This is a genomic window from Exiguobacterium sp. s46 (assembly GCF_018618875.1).
In the GTDB taxonomy this organism is placed as follows: Bacteria; Bacillota; Bacilli; order Exiguobacteriales; family Exiguobacteriaceae; genus Exiguobacterium_A; species Exiguobacterium_A abrahamii.
Genome location: NZ_JACSMY010000001.1, coordinates 666,805 through 690,257, shown reverse-complemented (window position 1 = coordinate 690,257; position 23,453 = coordinate 666,805). Strand labels below are relative to the sequence as shown.

21 protein-coding genes are annotated in these 23,453 nt (G+C 44.5%); 6 read left to right on the top strand and 15 right to left on the bottom strand.

What is annotated here, in order from left to right; genetic code table 11:
• From KNQ08_RS16825 to KNQ08_RS03495, 12 genes are all read right to left on the bottom strand, one after another.
• Positions 1-1,005, bottom strand: coding sequence for a DUF2716 domain-containing protein (locus tag KNQ08_RS16825; protein WP_251133609.1), 1,005 nt, complete (start codon positions 1,003-1,005; stop codon positions 1-3).
• 20 nt (positions 1,006-1,025) lie between these two features.
• Positions 1,026-1,412 (bottom strand): hypothetical protein, encoded by a 387-nt coding sequence (locus KNQ08_RS03545; RefSeq protein WP_214804744.1) that lies wholly within the window; start codon positions 1,410-1,412, stop codon positions 1,026-1,028.
• A gap of 88 nt (positions 1,413-1,500) precedes the next feature.
• The gene (locus tag KNQ08_RS03540; protein WP_214804742.1) at positions 1,501-1,983 is read right to left on the bottom strand and encodes a DUF2691 family protein; all 483 of its coding nucleotides are present in this window, start codon (positions 1,981-1,983) and stop codon (positions 1,501-1,503) included.
• Between the two features lie 100 nt (positions 1,984-2,083).
• Positions 2,084-2,638 (bottom strand): hypothetical protein, encoded by a 555-nt coding sequence (locus KNQ08_RS03535; protein ID WP_214804740.1) that lies wholly within the window; start codon positions 2,636-2,638, stop codon positions 2,084-2,086.
• A gap of 15 nt (positions 2,639-2,653) precedes the next feature.
• A complete protein-coding gene (locus KNQ08_RS03530; RefSeq protein WP_064300028.1) occupies positions 2,654-3,133 on the bottom strand; it encodes a hypothetical protein in 480 nt (159 codons plus the stop codon).
• Positions 3,134-3,143: 10 nt separating this feature from the next.
• Entirely contained in the window at positions 3,144-4,319 is a 1,176-nt protein-coding gene (locus tag KNQ08_RS03525; RefSeq protein ID WP_214804738.1) for an SMI1/KNR4 family protein, read from the bottom strand.
• 72 nt (positions 4,320-4,391) lie between these two features.
• The gene (locus KNQ08_RS03520; RefSeq protein ID WP_214804736.1) at positions 4,392-5,057 is read right to left on the bottom strand and encodes a hypothetical protein; all 666 of its coding nucleotides are present in this window, start codon (positions 5,055-5,057) and stop codon (positions 4,392-4,394) included.
• A gap of 22 nt (positions 5,058-5,079) precedes the next feature.
• A complete protein-coding gene (locus KNQ08_RS03515; protein WP_214804734.1) occupies positions 5,080-5,658 on the bottom strand; it encodes a hypothetical protein in 579 nt (192 codons plus the stop codon).
• Between the two features lies 1 nt (position 5,659).
• A complete protein-coding gene (locus KNQ08_RS03510) occupies positions 5,660-6,382 on the bottom strand; it encodes a DUF2750 domain-containing protein (RefSeq protein WP_214804732.1) in 723 nt (240 codons plus the stop codon).
• A 31-nt stretch (positions 6,383-6,413) separates the two neighbouring features.
• Positions 6,414-6,953, bottom strand: coding sequence for a hypothetical protein (locus KNQ08_RS03505; RefSeq protein ID WP_214804730.1), 540 nt, complete (start codon positions 6,951-6,953; stop codon positions 6,414-6,416).
• A gap of 16 nt (positions 6,954-6,969) precedes the next feature.
• A complete protein-coding gene (locus KNQ08_RS03500; RefSeq protein WP_214804728.1) occupies positions 6,970-8,271 on the bottom strand; it encodes a suppressor of fused domain protein in 1,302 nt (433 codons plus the stop codon).
• A 573-nt stretch (positions 8,272-8,844) separates the two neighbouring features.
• A complete protein-coding gene (locus tag KNQ08_RS03495) occupies positions 8,845-9,585 on the bottom strand; it encodes a hypothetical protein (RefSeq protein WP_149427197.1) in 741 nt (246 codons plus the stop codon).
• 281 nt (positions 9,586-9,866) lie between these two features.
• On the opposite strand from KNQ08_RS03495, the gene KNQ08_RS03490 reads away from it, so the two are divergent.
• The 5 genes from KNQ08_RS03490 to KNQ08_RS03470 all read left to right on the top strand — a co-directional run bounded on the left by KNQ08_RS03490 (position 9,867) and on the right by KNQ08_RS03470 (position 18,064).
• Complete coding sequence (locus tag KNQ08_RS03490; RefSeq protein WP_047395737.1) at positions 9,867-10,106, top strand: hypothetical protein; 240 nt, start codon at positions 9,867-9,869, stop codon at positions 10,104-10,106.
• Positions 10,107-10,215: 109 nt separating this feature from the next.
• The gene (locus tag KNQ08_RS03485) at positions 10,216-10,602 is read left to right on the top strand and encodes a hypothetical protein (protein WP_214804726.1); all 387 of its coding nucleotides are present in this window, start codon (positions 10,216-10,218) and stop codon (positions 10,600-10,602) included.
• Between the two features lie 166 nt (positions 10,603-10,768).
• Positions 10,769-12,661: a glycosyltransferase family 2 protein gene (locus KNQ08_RS03480; RefSeq protein ID WP_214804724.1), complete on the top strand. Its 1,893-nt coding sequence runs from the start codon at positions 10,769-10,771 to the stop codon at positions 12,659-12,661.
• A gap of 145 nt (positions 12,662-12,806) precedes the next feature.
• Positions 12,807-14,378, top strand: coding sequence for a glycosyltransferase (locus tag KNQ08_RS03475; protein ID WP_214804722.1), 1,572 nt, complete (start codon positions 12,807-12,809; stop codon positions 14,376-14,378).
• 164 nt (positions 14,379-14,542) lie between these two features.
• A complete protein-coding gene (locus KNQ08_RS03470; RefSeq protein ID WP_214804720.1) occupies positions 14,543-18,064 on the top strand; it encodes a CDP-glycerol glycerophosphotransferase family protein in 3,522 nt (1,173 codons plus the stop codon).
• Positions 18,065-18,307: 243 nt separating this feature from the next.
• Here the strand turns inward: KNQ08_RS03470 and KNQ08_RS03465 are convergent, their stop codons facing one another.
• The 3 genes from KNQ08_RS03465 to KNQ08_RS03455 form a co-directional block, all read right to left on the bottom strand.
• Complete coding sequence (locus KNQ08_RS03465; RefSeq protein WP_214804718.1) at positions 18,308-19,324, bottom strand: SMI1/KNR4 family protein; 1,017 nt, start codon at positions 19,322-19,324, stop codon at positions 18,308-18,310.
• Between the two features lie 37 nt (positions 19,325-19,361).
• The gene (locus tag KNQ08_RS03460) at positions 19,362-21,404 is read right to left on the bottom strand and encodes an acyltransferase family protein (protein WP_149427191.1); all 2,043 of its coding nucleotides are present in this window, start codon (positions 21,402-21,404) and stop codon (positions 19,362-19,364) included.
• Positions 21,405-21,608: 204 nt separating this feature from the next.
• A complete protein-coding gene (locus tag KNQ08_RS03455) occupies positions 21,609-22,283 on the bottom strand; it encodes a 5'-methylthioadenosine/S-adenosylhomocysteine nucleosidase family protein (protein WP_214804716.1) in 675 nt (224 codons plus the stop codon).
• 182 nt (positions 22,284-22,465) lie between these two features.
• On the opposite strand from KNQ08_RS03455, the gene KNQ08_RS03450 reads away from it, so the two are divergent.
• Positions 22,466-23,449, top strand: a complete 984-nt coding sequence (locus tag KNQ08_RS03450; protein WP_214804714.1) for a ketoacyl-ACP synthase III — start codon at positions 22,466-22,468, stop codon at positions 23,447-23,449.
• Positions 23,450-23,453: the final 4 nt, after the last annotated feature.

The following is a 23,453-nucleotide window of genomic DNA, read 5'->3' as shown; positions in this document are numbered from 1 at the left end:
TCACCCTCTTCGGATTTCATTCGTAAAACTCTCCGTCCCTTGGAACGCAGAAATCAGATCTTCTCCAAATAACGTGATGCTACCCTCCCACGGGTGACCGAGGTATCCCCAACGGAAATCACGAGCTATGAAAAAGGAATAATCGCCATCTGGAACTGCTGGAATCATCCAGTCTCCTTCTTCGTCTCGAAGAAACGGACGTCTTGGATCAATCCAGTACCCTTGATGATTCCAATCGAGTGCCATGACACGTTCCCCTTCAACAGTCAGCTCGGTCAGAATAAGTTTTAACGTTTGCTCGATTTCTTCGCGTTTCTCATAATCCACTTCGTATGTAATGAACGGACTCGGGGCATGGTATGAGGGGAAAACTGTCGTGCTCGGTGTGAACTGAAATTGTTGATCAATGACATGCCATACCTTCTCATCCTCCGCTTGCGTCATCGGAACCCAGCTCCATGGTTTACCTTCACCAATCAAATCGAACGTCGCTCCTTCAGGGTATAGAACGGTGTACGCTTCTCCTTCTTGTACTGCAATTTTTGGTTCGTCTTGTACATCGCGTGCTTTCATTTCTTCAAAAATTAGTGCAATGGCTGCGTCGACATCAAGGACATGGTAAAAGATATTCGTCGTACCACTACCAATATCTCCCCCTTCGCAGTAGCCGTTCCCCGTATGAAGCAAACCATCATTGATTACTTCTTCCATCATGTGGCGGCGCTCGAGCGCTGCTTCTGCCTGACCCTCGTCATAAGGAAACTGGACGACTAGTTCCGTATAATCTGTCTCGTTTACTTCGTGATAGCCTTGACGTTCAAACTCCTCAACCAAGCGTAATATCTGTACACCTAATCGTTTGAAGCGCGAGACGCGTATCTCTCTCACGTCTTCCGCGCTTACCCATTCTCCAACGATTCCTTGATGTTGAACGATGAGGCGTCCCTCCTTATAGATTGTTTGGTAGAGTGTATTCGAGCCGCTTTGTTTTATCAGTTGGATCATGAGTGGTTTCGCTCCCTCCATCACAATGCGTTCAAGTCACGATCTTCTATGTAGCCTAAAAACGTATCTTGCAATGCACCATCTGTCTCTACGGTCTCGACCGGATCTCCTGCTTCGTCGACTCGGACAAGTGCCAGTTTCGCTTCAAGCGCAGATCCACTTAGTCCTGAACTCCCATCGATGATGCCAAATACATGCGAAACCGTATCGATGATCGTCTGTTCCATCATCTGTCTCATTCGTTTTTGATCCGCTTCGCTCGCCTGTTGGTAAAACGCGATGCAGGCCGTATAGTCATTGACGTTTGGAACGACTTCTTCTTCATAGATGTCCTTATAATCTGCCATACCGTCCTGAACGACCGTCCGATGGACCGCTTGAACGAATTCTTCCATCTCTTGATTCATGATTTTTCTCTCCTTTTATCAACACTTCGTAGTTCATAGCTCTCACCTTGAACGATTATCGTTTACATCTGTTCGTCTGAACAGTGTCTTATTCTGCCCATACCGACAAACGAGTCCGAGGATCATCGTCATCGGTCACCCACTTGATTCCGGTATACCCACGTTTCACAGCGTTCTCATAAAATGCTTCGGATACGTGCTGCTCCTTACAATAGATATCGACGTACGTGCAGTCATACACCAAAATCGCGATGTGACAATTACTTTCCTGAAACCATTCATACGTCGTTCCCACTTCTTCAGTCTGACCACTTTGAAATGCAAACAATTCAGCAAAGATCAGGTAATTGCTTGGTCCCCTTAGCCATTTCGCTAGTTCATGTCCTGTCGCTATCCGATCGATTGAAAACTCTTCTAAACTGTCATACAAGTCCCCATCCATGGTTTGGATCGGAAAATCAAAGTTACGAAGAAACCAATCATACTCTTTCATCTCGATCGCACTTAATATGTCGAGCAAGACACGTCCCGGTTCATTCGGGATTTCAAACGATACGCCACGCAGACTCATCGAATTCCTTCTTTCTACATTGTTATAAGAAGGCTGCCGTATAAAAACACTGTAGTTCCTGTTCTTCACTCGAACTTCCCCACGTGCAGATGGCATAACCTTATGCGGTCAGTGTCATGACCATCTCGACGACTGGCAAACCCCCACTCTCTGTTAAGCCGATGTCGAGCACCTGATCAAGTAACTCCTGACAGTGTGACGGTCGATCATGATTTGCACAAATAATGGTATACATAGCTGGTGAGTCACTAATCATCTCGATGGCTGTTGTGAGCTGTTCGATGCCAAATTCAGCAATCCCAACGTAGTACGGTTCTTTTCCCACTTGAACCGGTACTTCTATTCGAGAGATGAAGCCCTCGAGCATTTCTTCTCGTTCGAGTAGACGCCACAGCTTGTAATAATCAAAGATTCTTTTGGACTGAAACTCATTTCCGACACACACTACTACATAAAAGCGATACGTGCTCAGCGCATGCTTTTTCGCTAGCTTGTCACGGAACATCTCACTACTGATTTGTTTGAATTGGACGATGTCTTCTGGAAACAAAAGCATCTCACCGACTGCACATAGACAGCGAATTGATGAACTCGCATCCGCAAGCCATGGAAAGATGCGTGTCGCATCGCTATGCTCTTCAAGATACGTTTTCATGAAGTATCTCCTTTTTCATTCCCATTGACACGTTACGCTTTGATTGGTTTCAAATCGTAGATGTACGAGTTCATTTGTTTTGAGATTAGACAGTTTCAGCGAACTTTGAGCTTCATTCGTATAAGGCAATTCGAATCTGACACCTTCGATTTTCTTCAGTAAAAAATATGCCCAGTGGCGATTGTATTCATTCTCGGACAGGACATCCCATAACGCATCTTCACAATGATCCGCCTCGTAGAAATATAATTTCATGACTGTGTTCTCCGCTATCACGGATAACCCTGAGAATACGGGAGGATTCGGAATTCGCGGTTTTTGAATGACCAAGGTGTAGCCCTCTTTCAGAAGGCGATCTAATTGTTCGCGGCTATCCGGAATCTCCTCTTCGATGACGGAAGCCGGCAGTTCTCTGATGCGGATTGGCAACCCCACCTCATATTCAAAGGGATCTTCGAGTGCGAGTAAGTCTTCACGAGAATAGATTATTTTCATGAGATCATCCTCACATTCTTTTATGGAGTGCTTTCAGATTACACGCGCGCCATGCATCACGGACGATATCTTGGAAAGTCGATGCCTTCGGTTTGAGTTTCAACGTTCTATAATCAAAGCAATAGACAGCTTCGTCTGGACGCTCTTTCAATACCGCATAGTATTCGTCCTGTTTAAACGACGAGCCAAAAAAGAAATACTTGTCACGGATCGCATCGAACTCGGTTAACGCGTATTCATCGAGACTGTCTGAGAGATTGCCTTGGATCTCATGCGATAACCCATTCCAACTCGTCAACGGAATACCGTTTAAGTTCAACTCTTCGGAAAAACGCACACCGTTACAGACTCGTAAAATATCTTTATACCACTCCGGAATCGCAAAATGATTGGTCTCGAATGCTTGGAGGCGGGCTTCTGGACAAGGACTCTCCACGGACACTCGGTAGCTTTGAATTTTTGGTAAGCGATCATACAAACAAAGCTCGTGACTTACCTTTTGCCCCTTGATTGGAATACTGTATTTTAGTTTTTTGTGGTCTTTTCCATAGAATCTCTCCATGGAAGCTAGTACATTCGCCAGAAACCTATCATCAGCTCCTGATGGATTTCTTTCTTTTTTGATAATTGGCATTTCAACGTCTTCTAGTGACACGTCTTCCTCGTCATCGTGTTCTTCAAAAGCCTCATGTTCCCCGAGGACGATTGCGATACCTGTCGCGTTACCGTCTTCTCGTCGGACAAGGACTTCATAGTGTCCGTCCCCCATTAACTGAACGGCGACACCGAACGGAAACAGGAAGATCTCGTGTTCCATCATTTCATCTGAGATTGCGATATAGAACGGGTCGATTTCTTCGTCGAACTCTAGCGTATTTCGAATCTCCCAGTCGATGGCTTCCCGTCTCCCGTAATCCGCTGTGTTCATGACGACGAGCTGCGCTGAATCGACGATGACTAGATCGGATAGCGGCTCAAAATCCGGTGGATCCATCTTCGTTTCTTCATTCATTGTTAGGTAAAGCAAATTAATTGATTCGAACTCATCTTCGTCATAGAAGACCGTCCAAATCGAACCTTGTTCAACTGGAATTGTCACGTTGTATTCTACATCCGGCTCAAGGAAAGCAGGATCCGAGACAATCAAATTCCCTTTGTGACTTGTAAACGTGCCTAGTTTTTTCATGATGTATACCTCTTTCTTAAATATAACTGGGAGGACATTTCCAACTTGCTAATGCCATTGGATTAATCAAACTTAATCCTTTGATTCTTGTTGCATCCGCCACTCCATGAATCCGTTGGTTTGCTCTTGCCGGAAACGAATCCAATCCGTTAAGGTTTGATTCAGCTTCTGCCATTCGTTAATACATGTCGATTTCAAAGCCGCATCATCGAGTTGCTCGATTAGTAACCAAGTCTCTGTTAAGGTTGCTGCATCCTTTTCTATTTCTCCTAAATACAAGTCTTCATCGAGATGGTGGAAAGAATACCAAAGTCCATACAAGTGATGATCAATCATTCTCTCGATCGCTAACTGCTCCCGTCTTTCCCCTCGCGTAATCGCTTCTTGTAAGTAGATGTAACGGTCATCTTCATCAAAGAAAAGACCATACCAGCGATACGGTCGGACGTCATCCGGCATTTCTTTCATCCACTTCTTCAAAGTCGGTTTTAGAAGACGTTCTTTTAGCGGATGAATCAAGAGGAACGAAGCGTCTGTCTCTCCTTCACAGGTAGATAATAACCAACTCACAAACGTCCGCTGTCGCTCGAAGTTCCATGTATTCGCTTCTTCAATGAATCTATCCATATGTACTAACCACTCTTTGCGTAAGCCACGATTTTTGGCAAGAAGAGCGGTGTGAAGACGTGGTAGATCAGAAACGATAGAGTCTTGTAATAACTTATCTAGAAACGACATGTTTCATCTCCTTTAAAAAATGTCATTGCTCCACTTTCATTTGTTGTCTCGTTTTTCGAAGATGAAACCATAATAGTATTCCCGTGCCTATCGAAAGAACCGGGAAAAGATACGGGATGTACGATTCCTGCTGATGAATCACGTGCATGAAAAAGTAACTAATGAAGCAGACAATTCGAAGCCATGTAGGAAGATAACCTTTACCGAGAAAAGCTAAAAACATCAAGGGAATACCCATTCCAAATACTACAATTGGTAAGACAGAGAACGGTGTCACGAACTGAAACAGACCTAGTCCCACCAGAAGATAGGCGAACCAGGACGTCCGTCGTCGAAACTTCTCGCGTTCCTTTCGTCCGGGTTGTATCCCGTAAATATCATCCTGCTTGTATCCTTCCGCTTGCTTTTCAGCAATTAGTTCCTCCATCCGTCGTTTCGCTTGACGCCTCGTCGAGTACTGTTCTTCCTTCTCATCGCTGACATCTTGATCAAGCTTCCATTGCTCGGTGACACCGTGATAGATCTGGATTGTTCGACCATCACGATACAAGTACCAAAAGTACGTAATGCCATCCACCTGTTTACTGAGTGTCTGAATCATGTTAACCCTCCAGATCTGCTAGGACATCTTCTGGATCTAGCTCAAGTCCGACGAGCTCCGGTCCCCAGTTCAAGCCACAATACAGTCCGTCGTTAATCATGTTCGGTAACCAGCCATTCATGTACAAATCCAGGTCTAAGCGAATCAGATGATAGTTCGCCCATTCCTTCGTCTGCACTGCTTTTGCCGCCGCATCCGTCGAAAAGAATAATAGGACGTCCGTTTCCTCTTGATTCGACGGACAGTACGCCCAACCCGACTGTTCCAACTTCGATAGACCATAGACAGCACCCGTCTCGAGAACTGTCTGTAAGAAGTCTTCTGCTTGTTCCGCACTCTGTTCCATTTGTTGTTCCTTTTCAACGAACGCATTCAACGTCGGTGCTATCGGAAACAGCTCTTGTTCTTCGTGGTCCCACAAGACGATCGTCTCTGTGTCCGGTAACTGATATCCGAGTTCGTCACCTGTTCCGTCCGCCGCAATCCGCAAGAACCCTTTTGGATACTCTTCTGCATCTGTCAAATTGATACGAACAAGGTCGTCCCATGTTCGCTTGATATACTGCTCGTCCTTGATCGGATGAAATTCCCATTCGCCGATGTTGAACTTGTTTTCGCGCTTGTAGCAGTTTCGTAGTTCTTTTGGTATCTCGAAGCCGAGTACTGCCTCTACTTCTTGTAGTCTCTCTTCCGTAACGCCAGGTAATCCACTTTGATATGTCATCTATATGACTCCTTCTTATACAATTTTGTCTTTAATTTTTCCGGTTAAAATTCTTGCCTGTGGGATAAAGTCCGGTCAAACGTCTGCCGTAATGAACTTTTGCCTGCCCCATTCGGATTTTCTTCAGATTAAACTGGTCCTTAAAATAATCAATGACAGGTTCAACGATAAAAGACGGCTCCAAGATATGAAGGACGAATTCAATCGCTTCTGGACCAAATTTATCTTCAACAAAATACCCGTTGCCGATTTCAAAAAGAAAACCGTTGAGGTCTTCTTCAATGCTCGAACGATGCTCAAAGATGACGTCATACTCTGTATCCTGACAAAAGATTTCGACGACAACTTCGTGGTAATCCGCTTCTTGAACGACCGAGTATCCGTCCTTTTCTTTCTCAGCTACGAGTTCTCGGATATAGGCATCTAGATTAAAAAAGCGCGAGAACTTTTGCTCACTCATTGGTTCTTTCAATCTCTCTCCCATGATGCCGTGAAACGTGTAGAGTGTCCGTCCATCCTTTTCGAACAGCCAAAAATGATTCTGACCGTTCATTGGTTTGATGAGTTGCATGAAGTTCCCTCCACTCTTATAGGTCTGCGAACAATTCGCCATTGAGCTGGCGAATCATCGTATCGTTCGGTAACTGTTGTCGTAGTCGTTTCGCCCAGTCCGTCCGAAGATCATAAGCGAAGGGTTCTTCGTTCGATAGCAGATAAAGCATTGTTCCATCATGACCGACAATCACGACGGTCGTATCTTCCGGATAAACGAACCGATCTTCTAAGACACGTGTTTTTCGGTACGTCGTTTCGACCTCTTGTTGAATCGACAAGCGATTGGAATACGAAAACATGAACAGTTCGTTCATCGACGCAACTCTATAAGCGTGTTCAAGGATGAGTTCGAGCATCCTAGCATTTTCAATCTTTACCGTGAAAAAATGACTCTCACTTGTCGATGTTCGTTTTCCACGTAACCAACCGTTCGTTTGTTTCTGTCTAGACAAGACATGTGAAGTGAACGACATATGATGTTGCGAGAAAAAAGCCCTGTTGTCTTTGTCTTCCTCTTCAAAAGCAAAAAAGGTCGCGTAGATCGGAAAACGATTTTGATGATTTAGAAAATCAAACAGGAAAGTTTCATTTTGATCTGTATCGCCTTGTTCTCCCGATTCAACACTCATTTGATACGCCTTCGCTAACGGTCCATTTAGTACTAACGGTCGTTGGATCTCGTCTTCAAAAAACGCATCCGTGATTTCACACTCGAGAATGAAGAGTTGTCTCTTAGCGTTCAATGCTTCGATCGCTTCATCGTCTCCCACAAGCGGATGTCGTTTTAAATTAAGCAGCTGCATCTCAGTTTCATATAACATCTCATTAAATTCCTCAGTACCGTATTTTTCGATGTAAGCGACTTCCGAAGCAAAGATGGGTACGAACCAGACTGGTAACACCGTCTCCGGTTCCCCGAATGCCGCGTTCCCTTTATAGACTTGAAATGATTCTTCAAAGTAGAACGGTGTCGTCACGTATAGGGCAGCGAAGTCGTACTTCGATAACAACCCAACCGGCATCGGTAAGTACTCGCCTAAATCATAAGCGTGTCCAGTCTTTAATGCTTCCAGCGTCAAGCGATAGATCAACTCAATTAAATCCGACTCGGCATCTTGTTGCATGACGGATAGCATCACTTCTTGATGGACAACGGCACCGTTCTCGAATTGCAATGGGTGATGCAATAATCCAAGTGATGTCACGGTATTCGCATTCGCAAACGGTGCATTTTGAAACTGCAACATTTGAATCGCATGATCTTGTAATTCTTCCATCTCAAGGTGACCAGTACTTTCACCACAATGGGCTTCTAAGTGTTCTATGTAATTCATATTTTTATATCCTCATTTCATGACATTAAAAAATGTCATTTCCAATAAATATCTTCTACCATATATTATATATTTCATAATACAATTTTGGGATTTTTTATTTTTTCCTAATGGAGGGTATCGTGACATCTGAAAACGACAAAAATGACTCCGGTTCAATACCGAAGCCATCTCATAGCAATGTAAAAAGGTAAAGCGACTTTTTAAAGTGTTCATCCGTTAGGCTTCACTCACATGTACCGTTTTCGTTTGTAGGACTTTCCTTCGATCCATGTCCAAATCCGAATTGATAGGTAAACATCAATTATACCAATGATTAACGCAACGACAATCATGAGAACACCATTATTACCAGACACGAATAGAGGGTGTAAAATTGTAAAAGTAATACTCAAAAGAATCGGCAATGTGATACCCATCCAAACAGAATTAAACAATAGTGCCTTCCACATCCATATCATCCTTTTATGTGTAATAGGTGGTCTAAGTGTAGCATCTAATGAACAGAAAAAACGAATTGCATGTTAAGTGCGACTCCATGTCGCAATCACTTGATAAAAAATGATACCTTCTTTAAGCCTTTATTTTTTGTTGCTTAATCAAAACAGAGTCATCATTCTTCCGGTAAATTTTCGTTCGTAATCTATCTCCCACCGTGTTTATGATGATGTCGATCGTACTCTCATTTTCCCAATACAATTCATATCCATATAAAGAGATAGGGTTCAATATACTTCTTAACGGTATAATGACTGATTGCGGTAATTCAAATATACATCCGTCATATAGGCTTTTCCGAGACTTCATATCAGTGATCACTAGAAACAAAGTTAGGTTTACAGATGTCAATTTTCCTTTTAGAGTAGCTCTCATTGTTTTCGTTTTGTTATTTTTCCTGGCTATGTTCTGTACGAATATAAAGTTCTGTTCATACACATAATTTTCTATTTTATTTAATTCATTATCGGTTATATATTCTCGGAATATTGAATGTCTAACTCCTTCTAATAAAGTATTCAACGTTTCTTTTAAAAAATCTAAATTCTTTTTTGACTTTAATTCATTCATCTTAGTTTCTTTAAAATAATATTCGCGTCCTTCACCATTTTCACTTCTGATTTTTTGTTTTTCTTCTTCTGTTAAACTTTCATAAAAAATAACATAAAGCGAACTGTATTTCGGAAATTGTACTTTTAATTTTTTCAACATCCTTTGAAACATAAAAATTAATGGTTCATTTATTGGATCAAAATAGTTAATATCCAACTCATTTTTTGCATTTTTCTCAATATATAATACTTCGAGTTCTAACATGATTTTCACCTCTCTTAAAAGCTGTAATGATATGGTGGTTTCAACTTATATCTTAAGGCACTTTTTATTGATCTAGACTAAAAATATGCCTCAATTGGATTGAACGGATGTATAAGTACGGGTAATTCCTTTTAAAGTTTTTCTTCGAGATCTCTATATATCAAAATCCAAATCAGTTGATATATTCCATTTTGATTACAATTCAAAATTAACACTTTTATATGTAAGCGTTATCATTATACTGTAAACGATACTAATTCTTTATTAAGGGGTTGAATCGAATGGATACGGTCATCAGTCATTATTCGAAATTCAAATGTCCGCGTTGTCGCGAGAAATTCAAGGATGAAATTCTCATTGAAGATTTACATAGTGTATCGCACGAGGAGCGGCGCTTAGGTGTAGAAATCCAGTATGACTTCTCTTCGGAAGTCGCTTGTCCGAACTGCCACCACCAATGGCTCATCGAAGGAAACGTCTGGGAATATCCTGAAGGCGTCATCGATGCGATTGAACTATAACTTGCCCACCCTAGGACACTTCCCTATTTCTCAAGTACGTTACATATGAAGGGTTGCCTTGATGTACACTATCGGTAATACAAAACGTGTACTTCGGAGGTGTTCATACTTGAAAATAAAACTTTTATCTTTCCTACTTTTTTCGATCGTCTGCCTAGCAGGATGTAGCGATTACGATCAAGACGGAAATACGACGAGTGAGAAAGCAAAACAGAAATATGATGCAGCCATCGATCAAGTCTTCAAATCTGAAAATCAATACTTGAAGCAGCAACAGGTTGATCGACAACTAAAGCGAAATTCTGGAGAAACGGGCGTCATCGTCTATGAGGATCAAAATCTCATTGAAATCTATTACGACCAATCATCTGGAGGAGAAAGAGCCATTTATCAGAAAGACGGATCCATTTACGCGCGGAAAATATACACAAAACAAATCAATCGTAAAATTGATGCCTCTGAAAAAAAATACCTTGAGAATGTTGGAATCAAGTAACTCCAATCCTTTATGACCGAGTTTAAATGGTCGATGACTCCCTTCTTTGATCGGGTCATCGTCCTTTTTTGTATATTCTCACCTTTCTTACGCTTGAGAGCATCCATTTTGTGGTACAGTTCAAATGGTATTTTTTAAAATATTTTGTTTAAGGTGGGAATTACTGTTGGGAAAAATTGTTTCAATCATCATTCCTGTATACAATAAAGCGACGTATCTCTCGACTTGTATCGCGTCGATTCAGGCACTCACGCTTGATCATTCAACGATGGAAGCGATTTTCGTTGATGACGGTTCGACGGACGAATCATTGTCGATTCTCCACAAGGCTGCACAAACGATGGATTTCATTCGCATCATCGAACTCCCCGAAAATACGGGAAGTCCTGCCCATCCGCGAAACGTCGGAATCGAAGAAGCGACAGGTACATACGTCACGTTCTTAGATGCTGATGATCGCCTCGATCCGGTCGGATTCCCTCAACTCGTCGCGCAAGCCGCTTCAAACGATGCCGATATCGCATTCGGTCAAACGATCAAGCATACCGACACGTCGATTCAAAAAGTCGGGCGGTTCGCATCGTTCACGACTGCCAATCAGCTTGTTCCATATGAAATCGACAAAGTATTTCGCGCGGTTGGACCCCCTGGGAAAATCCTGAAGCGCTCCGTCTTGATCGAGCATAACATCCGGTTCAGCCCGATGCAGTTCGGTGAAGATAAACTTTTCTTCTTCGAAGCCATCTCCAAATGTCAAACGGCTTCGATGAATCCAGCACCGGTTTATCACGTCAACCGATTCGCGATGAATGACTCGTTAGTCGGACAGACGAGCATCTTCGAGAAGACGACCTTTAATTTACAGGTGCTTGAGAAAACGCTTGAACTGGATATTCCGACAGTCGCCAAGACTCATACCTTAAGTCGTCTGATCGAGATGGATTTCCTATCCCGTCTGTTCAACAACAAACGGTTCCTTGAGCATCCGCAACAGCAGACTTTCTTTGATTTATTCGGTGAAATGATCACCATCTTTGAACGTCATGGTGCAGATCCAGTCGATTTCATTTTCGATGACATCTTCCAAAAGCAGTACGCTTTGCTGCAGCAACAAGATTATGACAGCTTCGTCACCTTCATCACGCTACTCGTCCAAAAACATAAAGCCCGGCGCTATGTATCGGAGAACCGTCTTTATTATAGAATGCCGGAATCACTGCACCATCTCGGACCTGTCCTTGAGCCGTTCTTTGCTACGTATGCAGGCACGCGTCTCGTTGATGGTGTCTTCTATGAAGTCGTGCAATTACTCAAAGACGACACGGCTTCGGTCGATCAAGTTCTCTTAATCGCACCTAACGATGAAGTAACGGAAACCGCCGTTCCGTTCCATATCGAAGGGACTGAATTATTCATTTCGACGGAGACACTCGAACGATATTCACATCCATTCCAATTGATGCTGATCCATGACGACTATCATCCGTTCCTCGTCCGGATGACGTTACCGAGTAGTGTCAATGGGATGCATCTGCATTATCAGCCACTTAAAGTCGAATTTCATCCAGCGGAATCCAGATCACCTGTACAGAAAATCGACGCGACGAAGTATCATATCGATGCACCGACGCAAGTCGTTGTACTCGAGAAGGCTTTCTTGTATGACGATCTGGAATTCGAGCATAAGCAGACAGCACTTGAAGTCGGACAATTGCTGGCGATTTCCGATCTTCAGTTGACGCTTGCCGGCACACCACGACTCGTCACTGCTGATGGTGCTTACGTCACGGCAAACAAAAAATACGTCCATCTTCCGCCTATGATTGATGACGAGACGTACCTGACTGATCTTCCGACAACAGTCCGGATTTTGAAGACATGTAAACAGTATGCTGATCGTGACTTTAAAAACGAACTACCAACGAAAAATATACCGGATACGGTTCTTTCGATTGAGAAGATCGTTCTGTCATCCAAAGGCACCCCACGCTTGAAAACGGCTCAGGATACGTACATCACAGCCAATCGTTCATTCGTTCAACCCATTCATGAAGCTTAACGATACGCCTAGGGACATCTTCATTTCACCCCTAGGTTCCTTATTATTCCAACATTGTATGCTATAGTATGGGCAAGGTTCACCAAAGAGATTCACATTTCATGACGCTCATTAAAATTGTAAGCGCTATATAAGGAGATGCCCTATGAAACGAGATTTGTTTTTTACATTGAATACGTTAGCGACCCAGCGTGGCGGTTTATCAAAAGCAGTCATTAAACGAGCGAACGCGATCATCGCGGCTGATCCGGAGCGAAACGTGACGCTCGTGACGTTAGGGATTCAACCGAATCTTGAAACGATTCGTCAAGAGATGGTCGAGGCACGGTTGCTTGATCCTCGCATCCAAGTCGTCAACGTCATTAATTTTTTAGCACGTCGCCAGGCAGACAAACGGTCCGTCGTCTCTTCGAAAGCCGAATTGATTCCACGCTGGGAAAAGCGGTATACGTTGTTCCTCGATGCGAGTCGCGCCGAAAAAGATTCGTATCGGTTGTTCGACAATGGTACATACGTCCAGTACGCCCGGTTTGATACTAACGGTCAGCTTAGCTTCATCGATTATTTTTCAGAGAATCGTCATCGCCTGCGCCGCGAAGAATACCTAGATAACGGCCAGTTGGTGCAGACGATCCAGTATTCGTTTACGTCGAACAAGCCGGTCTCTCGCTCCTTCTTCCATAGTGACGGGACGTGTTATTTAACGATTTGGCATAAAATCAATTCAGCGGACTGGAGTCATCTGTTTTATTTCGAAGCCGGTCAGGAAAAACAGTTCAATGATCCGGCGACCTTTAATACGTTCGTCTTGAATAAGCTGTTAGGTCAGCATGAGGCGGTCCTGATCTCGTCAGAATACCGGGATCGTCTTGCCAACCTATCGAAAAAGAATTTGGATGCAGTCATCTTGGATATCAAACATCCGAACATCAAAAAGATCGCCTTCGGACACAGCAATCACTTCGTCTCCCCCTTCAACGAGACGGCAACGGTCAGCGGTGTCTGGGATACGTTATTCGGTCGCATCGACGAGTGGGATCGAGTCATCACGGCAACCCCTCGGCAACAAGCACATATGACCGATCAGTTCGGTCATCCGGAGACGTTCCATGCGATTCCACACGGTGTCGGTGCGGTGCCGGAAGCGGATTATACGGTTCTTCCTGAACCTGATCCAAATCGGTTCATCGTCGTCTCGCGCATCCAAATTAAAAAGGATGTCGCCGCCAGTATCCGTGTCATGCGAAAGATCGTCGACCAGCATCCGAATGCTTTCCTTGATTTTTATGGCTTCGGTTACAACGATCAGCTCGAAAAGGATCTCCACGCTTTGATCAAGGAACTGTCACTGACGAAACAAATCCGGTTCAACGGATTCATCACGAACATTCAAGACGCCTATCATGGTGCCATCGCGACGATCTTCACGTCGCAATCCGAAGGGTTCGGGATGGCGATCCTTGAGAGTATGGGGCACGGTGTTCCGGTCATCGCCTATGACATCTGTTATGGTCCGCGTGAAATCATCGCGCACGGGACGACCGGTTATATCGTTCCACCCGGTGACACGTCAGCTTTTGCAGCAGCAGCGATCCACTTGATGGAGCAGCCTGCTCTACGCCGTCAAATGGGAGAAGCCGCCTTGCACTCGATTGACCGGTTTTCTGATGATCTCTTTACGACAAACTGGCTAACGCTTTTGAGTGAGCTCGACTAATCCATTATCGACCTTCTCCTCTGTGAGAAGGTTTTTTTCGTCTATCCACCAAAGTCCGTATTGTTTTTCAAAATTTGGGATGTTTTAGCTATTGATTGTGATAGAATGCTAATGGAAGATAACGCTTTCATAAAATATCACTTAGTAGGAGGTCCCTTGATTCCATGCTGTTTAAATCTGTTCTCCGGGTGCTCCAATTCGGGCACACTGTACTTCCGAAGAAACCAAAGAAACTTAAACGATCGGCGTTAAAAGAGTCGTTACAGATTCAGTCCTCGCCGACAGACTATACGCTATCCGGTCAATTGAACGATCCGTTGCTGACGATCACGTCGTTACTCATTCGCGATCGTTTGCAAGAGACGGTCCTTGAAGTGCCGAACCAACAGCACGATCATCGCTTCTCTTTCCAACTGCCGCATACGCTCGTCTCTCAGCTGAGTCAACATGCTGCACAGATGCAGGATGCGGATGTTCCGACCGTCGAAGAGGATGGTCTCGCTGAGATCGAGTCTGTCGAAGCCGATCAAGAGACTGCCTATCCAGTCGGTCGTTTTTCACTCTGGCTGACGTTTACGAAAAAAGTCGAACACCTCACACCAGAACAATTACACAAATGGGAGTCTGACGGCTTACCGAGTCATGCTACGCTCGATGCATCCGTCTTCACCCGTGAGATTTTGTTAGGACGTTTCCTTGAAACGCAGATTCCCGCGCCGGTCGCGCCATTGATGGATGAGACGTCCAACGAATTCGTCCAGTTATATACGGATTTAAAAGGCAATCTCCGTCTATTGTTGAATAAAGAACCGCAGATGAAGCCGAAGATTCAGATTGATACGGTCCATAATGAGACGAAAGCGACGACAATCATCAGCGGGAAAGCCTTTACCCGTCACGCGTTCATCAAGACGGGACGATTGCTCCTCGTGCACCGGGAAAGTGGCAATCAAGTCCCGGTCCCGATTGATTGGTTGTACCAAAATGAGACGAGTGCGAAAAAATTCGGATTGTATCGTTATCACTACACGGCGACGATCCACTGGTCACAACTCTATCAAGCAGCGCAATTACAAGAAGGGGTTTATGACGCCTTCGTCGCACTCGAATTCTATCACCGGTCGGAACCAAAATTACACCGTCTCGGTCGCGCCCGGTACATCACGCGTCAACTGACACCGGAAGCGTTAGGGAAAGATGATACGTCGACAATGCACATCATTCCGTACTACACGGTCGGTCACCGGAATCTTTCGTTTGAGATGACCGAGTTTACGAATGAAAATTACGCCTATCTGAATCACCTGATGACGTTCGCCCCGCTCTACCGGCTGTTTGCCGAGAAGAACACGTGGCTCGTCGGAGAACGTCCCTATAAAGCGCAGGACAACGGATATCACTTCTTCAAATATATGCGCGAAACCTATCCGGAGCGACCGGTCTATTACGTCATCGATCCGACGTCGAACGAATACGCACAAGTCGCTCCGCTCGGAAACGTCTTGCCGATCAAATCGAAGGAACACATCTATCACTCGTTGATGGCGAAAAAGGTCATCGGGACACATCATGCGGAATACTTGTATCCGCTCCGGTCCGAACCGTTCAAACGGAAGATGCGGGCGGATCGTGTCTTCATCCAACACGGGGTTCTCGGAACGAAGAACATGAATGACCAATACGGGAAATTCGCCGCTGCCTTCGATACGGATCTGTTCCTCGTCAGTTCCGAGCGTGAGAAACGACTTGTCACACAAGACATGGGCTACGCTGAGCGAGAGGTCAAAATCACCGGTTTGTCTCGTTTTGATGCCCTCTTGAACGACGACGTCCCAGTCAAACGTCAGATGCTCGTCATTCCGACATGGCGCTCGTGGTTACAGACGCCACTTCAGTTTTTTGAATCGGAATATTATCAGCAGTACCAAGCGTTCCTATCGAGTGAGCGTCTACACGCGTACGCAAAACAACATCGTCTCGAGATCGTCCTTTGCCTGCATCCGAACATGCAGCAATACTCGAGTCACTTCGAGAACTTACCGATCACGGTCATCCATCAAGGCGAACGTGATGTCCAAGGGTTGTTAAAGGAGAGCCTCTTGCTCGTCACCGACTACTCGAGTGTCGCCTTTGACTTCAGTTTCTTGAAACGACCGGTCCATTACCTGCAATTCGATCCGAAACGCTTCATCGGTCCGCTCGGTTCGTATCTCGATCTCGAGAACGAATTACCGGGTCGGATCTCAAAGACGATCGATGACTTGTTCGAGAATCTCGATGCGACAGCACGCCGTCATTTTGAGATGGATGACGAATTCAAACGCCGCGCTGACGTCTTCCTGACGAAAACAGATACGACCTATTCCGATCAGGTCTATCAAACGATCGCGAACTATACGAAACAGACGAGTCTTTTAGAGAAGATTCAGACGAACGAAGCGGCGAACATCCTCTTTAAGATCTATCGTCGTAGCCGGTTCTACTTCCCGACGATGAAGGCAGGATATCGACTCATGCAACGCGTCTTACCTGTCGACCCGAAGCTCGTCGTCTTCGAAAGCGGTCTCGGTAAACATTACGCGGACAGCCCGCGTTACATTTACGAAGAACTGAAGAACCAAGCACTCGGCTATAAAGTCGTCTGGATCTATAACAAAAAGCTCTATCTGAGTGATCCGAATGCAAAAGTCGTCAAACGCCTGTCTCCCGCCTACTTCTATTACATGGCAACGGCGAAGTTCTGGGTCAACAATCAGAACTTCCCGCACTACATGACGCGGCGGAAAGAGACGACGTACATCCAGACGTGGCACGGCACACCGCTGAAGAAGATGTTGTTTGACTTAGATGAGATCCATGGACGGGATGAAGGCTACGTCGAACGAGTGACGAATTCGATTTCGCAATGGAGCGTCCTCTTGTCTCCGAGTCCTTACGCGACGAACATCTTTAGAAGTGCGTTCCAGTACGATGGACCTGTCGTCGAATCTGGTTATCCGCGAAATGACCTCTTCTTTACGTCGAATGATGAAGCAACGATCGAGCGGATTCGGACGCAGTTGCAACTGCCGGAAGGCAAAAAAGTCATCTTGTATGCACCGACCTTCCGCGATCATCAATCGCTTGGCAAAGGGAAGTTCTACTTCGACTATCCGTTTGATTTCGACCGGGTCGCGGAAGCGTTAGGCGATGAGTACGTCTTCTTGATCCGGACACACGTGCTTGTCACAAAAAAACCGAAGATTCCGGCACAGCACCGGGAACAATTCATTGACGTGACGGCCTATCCGGACATTCAGGAATTGTATTTAATCACGGATCTGCTGATCACGGACTATTCCTCTGTCTTCTTCGACTTCGCGAACATGAATCGACCGATGATGTTCTATGCGTATGACCTTGACCTCTATCGGGACACGCTACGCGGATTCTATCTCGATTACTACAACGATCTTCCGGGACCAATCCTAGAGACGGAAGTGGCTTTGCTTCACGCCTTATCGGACATTCCGCGCCTGACGAAAATGTATCAAGCGCAACTCGATACGTTCCGTGCGACGTACGGTCCGATGGAGGACGGCTTCGCCGCTTCCCGCGTCGTCGATGCGTACTTCGGGACGAATCCACAAGTTCGCACTGAAGCACTCGAATTACGTGAGCAACCGGACGGCAGTTATTCCGTTTAATTGTTTCAATCTGTTGAATAAACGCTCCCTCTCAAAACAGACGGTTTCATTCTTTCAACCGTCTATTTTGAAGGGAGTGTTTCTGTGTTTTCATTCAGCCCTTCTGCATGGTTCATACGTTAAGTGATGCTAAGAATAGGAAAACGGCTTGAGTCCTTTTGAATTCTGGACTCAAGCCGTTTCATTACATTGCTTATTCGTTTGACGGAAAAATCGAGCATTTACGTAGTCGATCGGATGATATCAGCTGTTGACCTCAATAGTGTCTTGAATAATGTAGTAGAGAAAATCGGAGAACGATTTGAATGCATCACGATCATCATAGTCTTCTTCCGGTACATTCACTTCTCGATACACTACTTTAGGCTCACCATTCACTATATTTTTGAAATCAAGACACGCATAAAATTCCTCAAGGTCGTCAAAATAAAAAGCCACTAGATGTTTTGAAAGAGCATGCTCAAATTCTGTTGGATGATACAATTCGAGATTCGTTTTTACTAATTCATCATTGACCATCGTAAAAAACTGGTTGTCTCCAAAGATACCCCCTCCGAATTCTTTCATGAATGTCACGTAACTTTCAGGTAAGGTAACGTTTAACTCTTTTTCAATCACCTCGACTTCAGCATCCGATAACCCTTCTCCAAACTCAGATAACTCCGGATGTGCATGGATCAATGCTTTTGCTTCGGAATAAACATCCTTGTGTCCCGTCTTGATTGCACTCACTTTTTTGATTGGAGTAGAGGATTCGTCCTCTGTATCCTCTAAATAAGACGACACAGCACTATCACATACCTCAAACAATACTTGTACAAAAGAATCCGAATAATAAGGTTCATCACTTGGGTAAAAACATACTTTTGCCTCTTGATCATTGTAGGTCAAGGCTTGTAAGTCTAGACAAATGAGCGATGAACTAAAGTCTTCCATTTGTATTCCGATTAAATGTGAAGGAACTTCACTTTGAGATTTGCTACGGAGTTCCTCGTTATATTTTTCAAGTCTAAATACAAGATCTAACTGGTTGTTTGATGGACTGATTCCCCAGATCTCTTCATCATGCGTAGCCAGATAACTGAACTTTTTTAGAAATTCTTTGTACATTGGCGGAAACGTGACCTGAAGGCGATGTTCGACTTCAAGAATCTCATTTTCCGTTGACCCATTCCCCACTATGAAAGCTTGTGGGTATTTTTCGATTAGTTTTAAGCACCGATTAAACTTTGCCTTAATATTTGCCATGGTTTCTTTCATTGCCTCCTCGTTAAGCTTCACGACACGCTCTAAATTTCTATTGGTTCGTGTTAGCTGTTGTACTCGCTAATTTGTCCGCGAGCACTTCGTCTAGCTTTTTCTTGAACATCGGAGCAAAGCTTTCCGCATACGTATTCGTCATATGGCTGTTGTCACGATAGATGACGACATTGCCGATGACAGGGCGATACTCGCCTTTGACGTGGAAGTAACGCGTCAAATCCAGCTTATGGAGCGACTGATTCGTTTTTTCGAACTGTTTCCAGTACGCCTCATCCGTTTGGTTCGGTTCCGTATTCATCTGTTTCGTCGTATCCGCGATGCTTGTCGTCTCGAGCGCCTCGAGTACGTTGAAGTCATACCGTGGATTATCCCGGAGTGCTAGACCGTCGATCCCATACTCGTCTTTGACGAACTGCATCTGGTCGACCATTTGTTGATGAATGCTGTCTTTTGAAGCATCCGCTGCAGTCACGTGCGAGATGATCAAATCAACATCGGCATCCTTCAAATAGTTCAAGACGTTCTGGTTCCAGATCCCTTTTAAGGAATCCGGTTCATAGCCGGTCGAAAAACGTGTTCCTGACCGCGTCAGATTGAGTAAACGGATGTCCGTTCCTTTGATTGCTTCATGCAATGCACCGAACCATTGCTCCGAGTGCGAGCTTCCGACGAGCGCAATCGTCGCTTTATAATCCTTCGTTTTTCCGTATTCACCGACTTTCGCTTCCGTCTTTTGCAGTCCTTGGTTGCTACCATCCGTATGGACGAGCGGTAAGTCATTGAAGACGTTCGCATAAGACGGGAAAGGATCTTGCTTCGGTACAGGCATTGTCTGTTCGATCGCTAAAGCACCCGGATACTTATTCTTGCTGACAGCTTGTTTCAGCTCTTGCTCTTCCAGATAAGCGAGTCCGAGTAAGGATCCAATCAACAAAACGTTGACCGTCAACAGCGCACCTAGCTTCTTGAACGCTGTCCGATTGACAGTCGAAGTGCGAATCGGTTTTTCAACCCATTCCGTCATCAAGTAGGATAAACCGATCGATGCAACGATAATCAGTGTACCGACGAGCAGACCTGGCGTTTGTTGAACATTGTAGCGATAGAACTCAAGCAACACCCAGTGCCAAAGGTAAATCCCGAACGCGATCCCGCCGAGTTTGACCATCGGCTTTGATCCGAGGAATCGTTTTAATCCGAATCGTGTCTCCTGCGTTCCTGATAACACGATCATCAAGGCGCACGTCATCGGCCAGAGTGCGATATAGCCAGGGAACATTTGCGAGACATTAAACAGAACACCAGTCGTCAGCAAGCCAAGCAGACCGACCCAGCCGATGATCGTAGCTATCCACTTCGGAACACGAATCGCCGACAAGTTCACACATAATAGACTACCTAAGGCGAATTCCCAGACCCGCGTCGGCGTAATGAAATACGCCCACGGCTGATTCACTTCTGTCAGGTAGATCGAATACGCGAGTGACGTGACGAACAAAAAGCCAAGCAGACCGTTCAGGACGGCTTTAATCGACCGAATCTGATACGTGTTCATCATCCATAAGATGAACGAGAACAAGACGAACCAAATCATATAAAACTGCCACTGGATCGATAGTGCCCAAAAATGTTCGACGGGTGACTTCATCTGGGTCGCGTCTAAGTAATCCGTACTTGAGACGGCGAGTTGCCAGTTTTGATAAAAGAACATCGAGGCGACGACTTCACGAATTGTTTTCCCGAGAATCGATGCCGGTAATAAAAATGTGCTTAGTACTAACACGACGCCTAAGATGAACAAAACGGATGGCAAGAGTCGTTTCAGCAACTTTGTCACGTACGGCAGAAATTTGAACTCCCCTGTCCGGTTGATTGTCGAGATGATCGATGTCGTGATCAAAAAACCCGAGATGACGAAGAAGACATCGACACCTCCTGAGACACGATTGAACCAAATATGATAGATTGCGACGAGTAAGGCAGCTACCGTGCGTAACCCTTCGATTTCCGGGCGAAACCGGCTTTCAATATCAATCCGCTTCTGACCCGGTTGACCAGATACTTTCCATTCCTGCATGCTTCTATGTCCCTCCATCTACTTCTACACCTACGAATCCTGACGATTGCAGCGCATTTCTTGTACAGTTCGGTATGTACTCACCATTTTAAGAAAACGTTTCCATTCACTATGATAGAACATATTTCAAAAAATACAATGCTACTGAACTATATTGCCGCAAGAAACTTGGAAAATATGTAAAAGAAGTGCACTGATGAAAGATTACGTTAGAAACCGGTATAAGTAGTCGGCAAAAATCCGTTGCATGACTTTTGGTGTGTTCTCGATATAGATCCGCATCTGTTCGACGTTTGCTTCGACAGCATTTTCTTCCTTCTCTTCGGTCGGAAAATCGGAGATACCTTTGATGACGATACATTCGACGGCATTTTTCTGACAGATGTACGCGATAGCCCCCGCTTCCGTATCGGCAATCGTCAATCCGTTATCCCGCAGTTCGATATAGTCGCGCCACATGACGACAGCACGGTCTGCCGTTCCGATTGTTCCGAGATGAAAGTCGTTGCCATACTTCGATACATCGAGATTCACGACGAACGAGGGTTTAATCAGTGGTTCAATCTCTTTGACCGTGCAATCATATTGAACGGCACGATCCGGAACGATGATGTCAAGTACGTCGTACCTCGAGTCAATCCCGGCACACGTTCCGGCAACGATGACCTTCGTCAATGAGAAACGGAGGATCATATATTGATTCGCTCCGATACCGTTTACTTTTCGAACGCCCGTGCTGTAAAACAGAAGTGTCTTCCCGTTTATCTCACGCGTGAAGTATTCACCATATGGATAGGTGATTCTTTCCTCAGGCGAGACATGAAAATACGCAAGTGTCGCGTCAAACTCCCATGTGGTGGCGATGCTGATTCCGATCATGACTTATTCCTCCTTTATTGCATTCGCTAGAAACCACTCTATTTTTTAAACTATTTGATTTAACAAAAAATCTTGTCAGTTATATTGCTTGTATTTAAACAAAATCACATTTATATTAGTACCTAGTACTAATATCTAGTTTTAAATTTTATAGAAATATTTTTTACAAGGAGGAACAATTCTTGAATGCATCTTTTGCCCGAATTACAGCAATCGGCTCTTACGTTCCAAATCAAATCATGACGAACCATGATTTAGAGAAACTAGTAGAAACAAATGATGAATGGATAGTTCAACGAACAGGCATCAAAGAACGAAGAATCGCGGCTCAGACTGAATCGACAAGTGATCTTGCATATCAAGCGGCCATGAATTTAAAACTGCGTTACAATAAAGAATTTCAAGATGTCGATATGATCATCATTTGTACGATGTCACCCGATTTTAAGACACCAAGTACCGCATCATTGGTTCAAGCAAAACTCGGTATCAAACATGCCGGTACAATTGACCTGAACGCTGCTTGTGCGGGATTTACATACGGATTACACTTGGCGAACGGATTAATTTCATCTGGTCTTCATAAAAAAATTCTCGTTATCGGTGCAGAAACACTTTCTAAAATTACTGACTACGCGGATCGAAACACATGCATTTTATTTGGAGACGGTAGTGGAGCTGTTCTTGTGGAACGTGATGAAGTCCAGTCTGACTTTATTTCCTTCTACTTGAACTCGGAAGGAGAAAAAGGATCGAGTCTATACTGCTCAAACCTGTCAAATCAATTGTTCGAAAATCCTATTATTCACAATAACAAAATCGTTCAAAATGGACGAGAAGTATACAAATGGGCAGTCAGCACGGTTCCTCATGGGATGAAATATGTACTGGCTCAAGCATCGATGACTTTAGATCAAATCGATTGGTTCATTCCACATAGTGCAAACCTTCGCATGATTCAATCAATCTGCGATAAAAGTGGGGTTCCCTTTGATAAAACGCTTTTCAGCCTAGTCAATTATGGCAACACTTCTTCAGCGACCATCCCCTTATCTTTAGATAAAGGTATATCTGAGGGGAAAATCAAAGCGGGAGATATGCTCCTGTTATATGGGTTCGGTGGCGGTTTGACACAAGCAGGATTACTAATGAAATGGAGTCTGTGATTCA

Coding starts and splice junctions, on each gene's coding strand:
- KNQ08_RS16825 (WP_251133609.1), bottom strand. CDS start 1,005: ATGATCCAACTGATAAAACAAAGCGGCTCGAATACACTCTACCAAACA.
- KNQ08_RS03545 (WP_214804744.1), bottom strand. CDS start 1,412: ATGAATCAAGAGATGGAAGAATTCGTTCAAGCGGTCCATCGGACGGTC.
- KNQ08_RS03540 (WP_214804742.1), bottom strand. CDS start 1,983: ATGAGTCTGCGTGGCGTATCGTTTGAAATCCCGAATGAACCGGGACGT.
- KNQ08_RS03535 (WP_214804740.1), bottom strand. CDS start 2,638: ATGAAAACGTATCTTGAAGAGCATAGCGATGCGACACGCATCTTTCCA.
- KNQ08_RS03530 (WP_064300028.1), bottom strand. CDS start 3,133: ATGAAAATAATCTATTCTCGTGAAGACTTACTCGCACTCGAAGATCCC.
- KNQ08_RS03525 (WP_214804738.1), bottom strand. CDS start 4,319: ATGAAAAAACTAGGCACGTTTACAAGTCACAAAGGGAATTTGATTGTC.
- KNQ08_RS03520 (WP_214804736.1), bottom strand. CDS start 5,057: ATGTCGTTTCTAGATAAGTTATTACAAGACTCTATCGTTTCTGATCTA.
- KNQ08_RS03515 (WP_214804734.1), bottom strand. CDS start 5,658: ATGATTCAGACACTCAGTAAACAGGTGGATGGCATTACGTACTTTTGG.
- KNQ08_RS03510 (WP_214804732.1), bottom strand. CDS start 6,382: ATGACATATCAAAGTGGATTACCTGGCGTTACGGAAGAGAGACTACAA.
- KNQ08_RS03505 (WP_214804730.1), bottom strand. CDS start 6,953: ATGCAACTCATCAAACCAATGAACGGTCAGAATCATTTTTGGCTGTTC.
- KNQ08_RS03500 (WP_214804728.1), bottom strand. CDS start 8,271: ATGAATTACATAGAACACTTAGAAGCCCATTGTGGTGAAAGTACTGGT.
- KNQ08_RS03495 (WP_149427197.1), bottom strand. CDS start 9,585: ATGTTAGAACTCGAAGTATTATATATTGAGAAAAATGCAAAAAATGAG.
- KNQ08_RS03490 (WP_047395737.1), top strand. CDS start 9,867: ATGGATACGGTCATCAGTCATTATTCGAAATTCAAATGTCCGCGTTGT.
- KNQ08_RS03475 (WP_214804722.1), top strand. CDS start 12,807: ATGAAACGAGATTTGTTTTTTACATTGAATACGTTAGCGACCCAGCGT.
- KNQ08_RS03470 (WP_214804720.1), top strand. CDS start 14,543: ATGCTGTTTAAATCTGTTCTCCGGGTGCTCCAATTCGGGCACACTGTA.
- KNQ08_RS03465 (WP_214804718.1), bottom strand. CDS start 19,324: ATGAAAGAAACCATGGCAAATATTAAGGCAAAGTTTAATCGGTGCTTA.
- KNQ08_RS03460 (WP_149427191.1), bottom strand. CDS start 21,404: ATGCAGGAATGGAAAGTATCTGGTCAACCGGGTCAGAAGCGGATTGAT.
- KNQ08_RS03455 (WP_214804716.1), bottom strand. CDS start 22,283: ATGATCGGAATCAGCATCGCCACCACATGGGAGTTTGACGCGACACTT.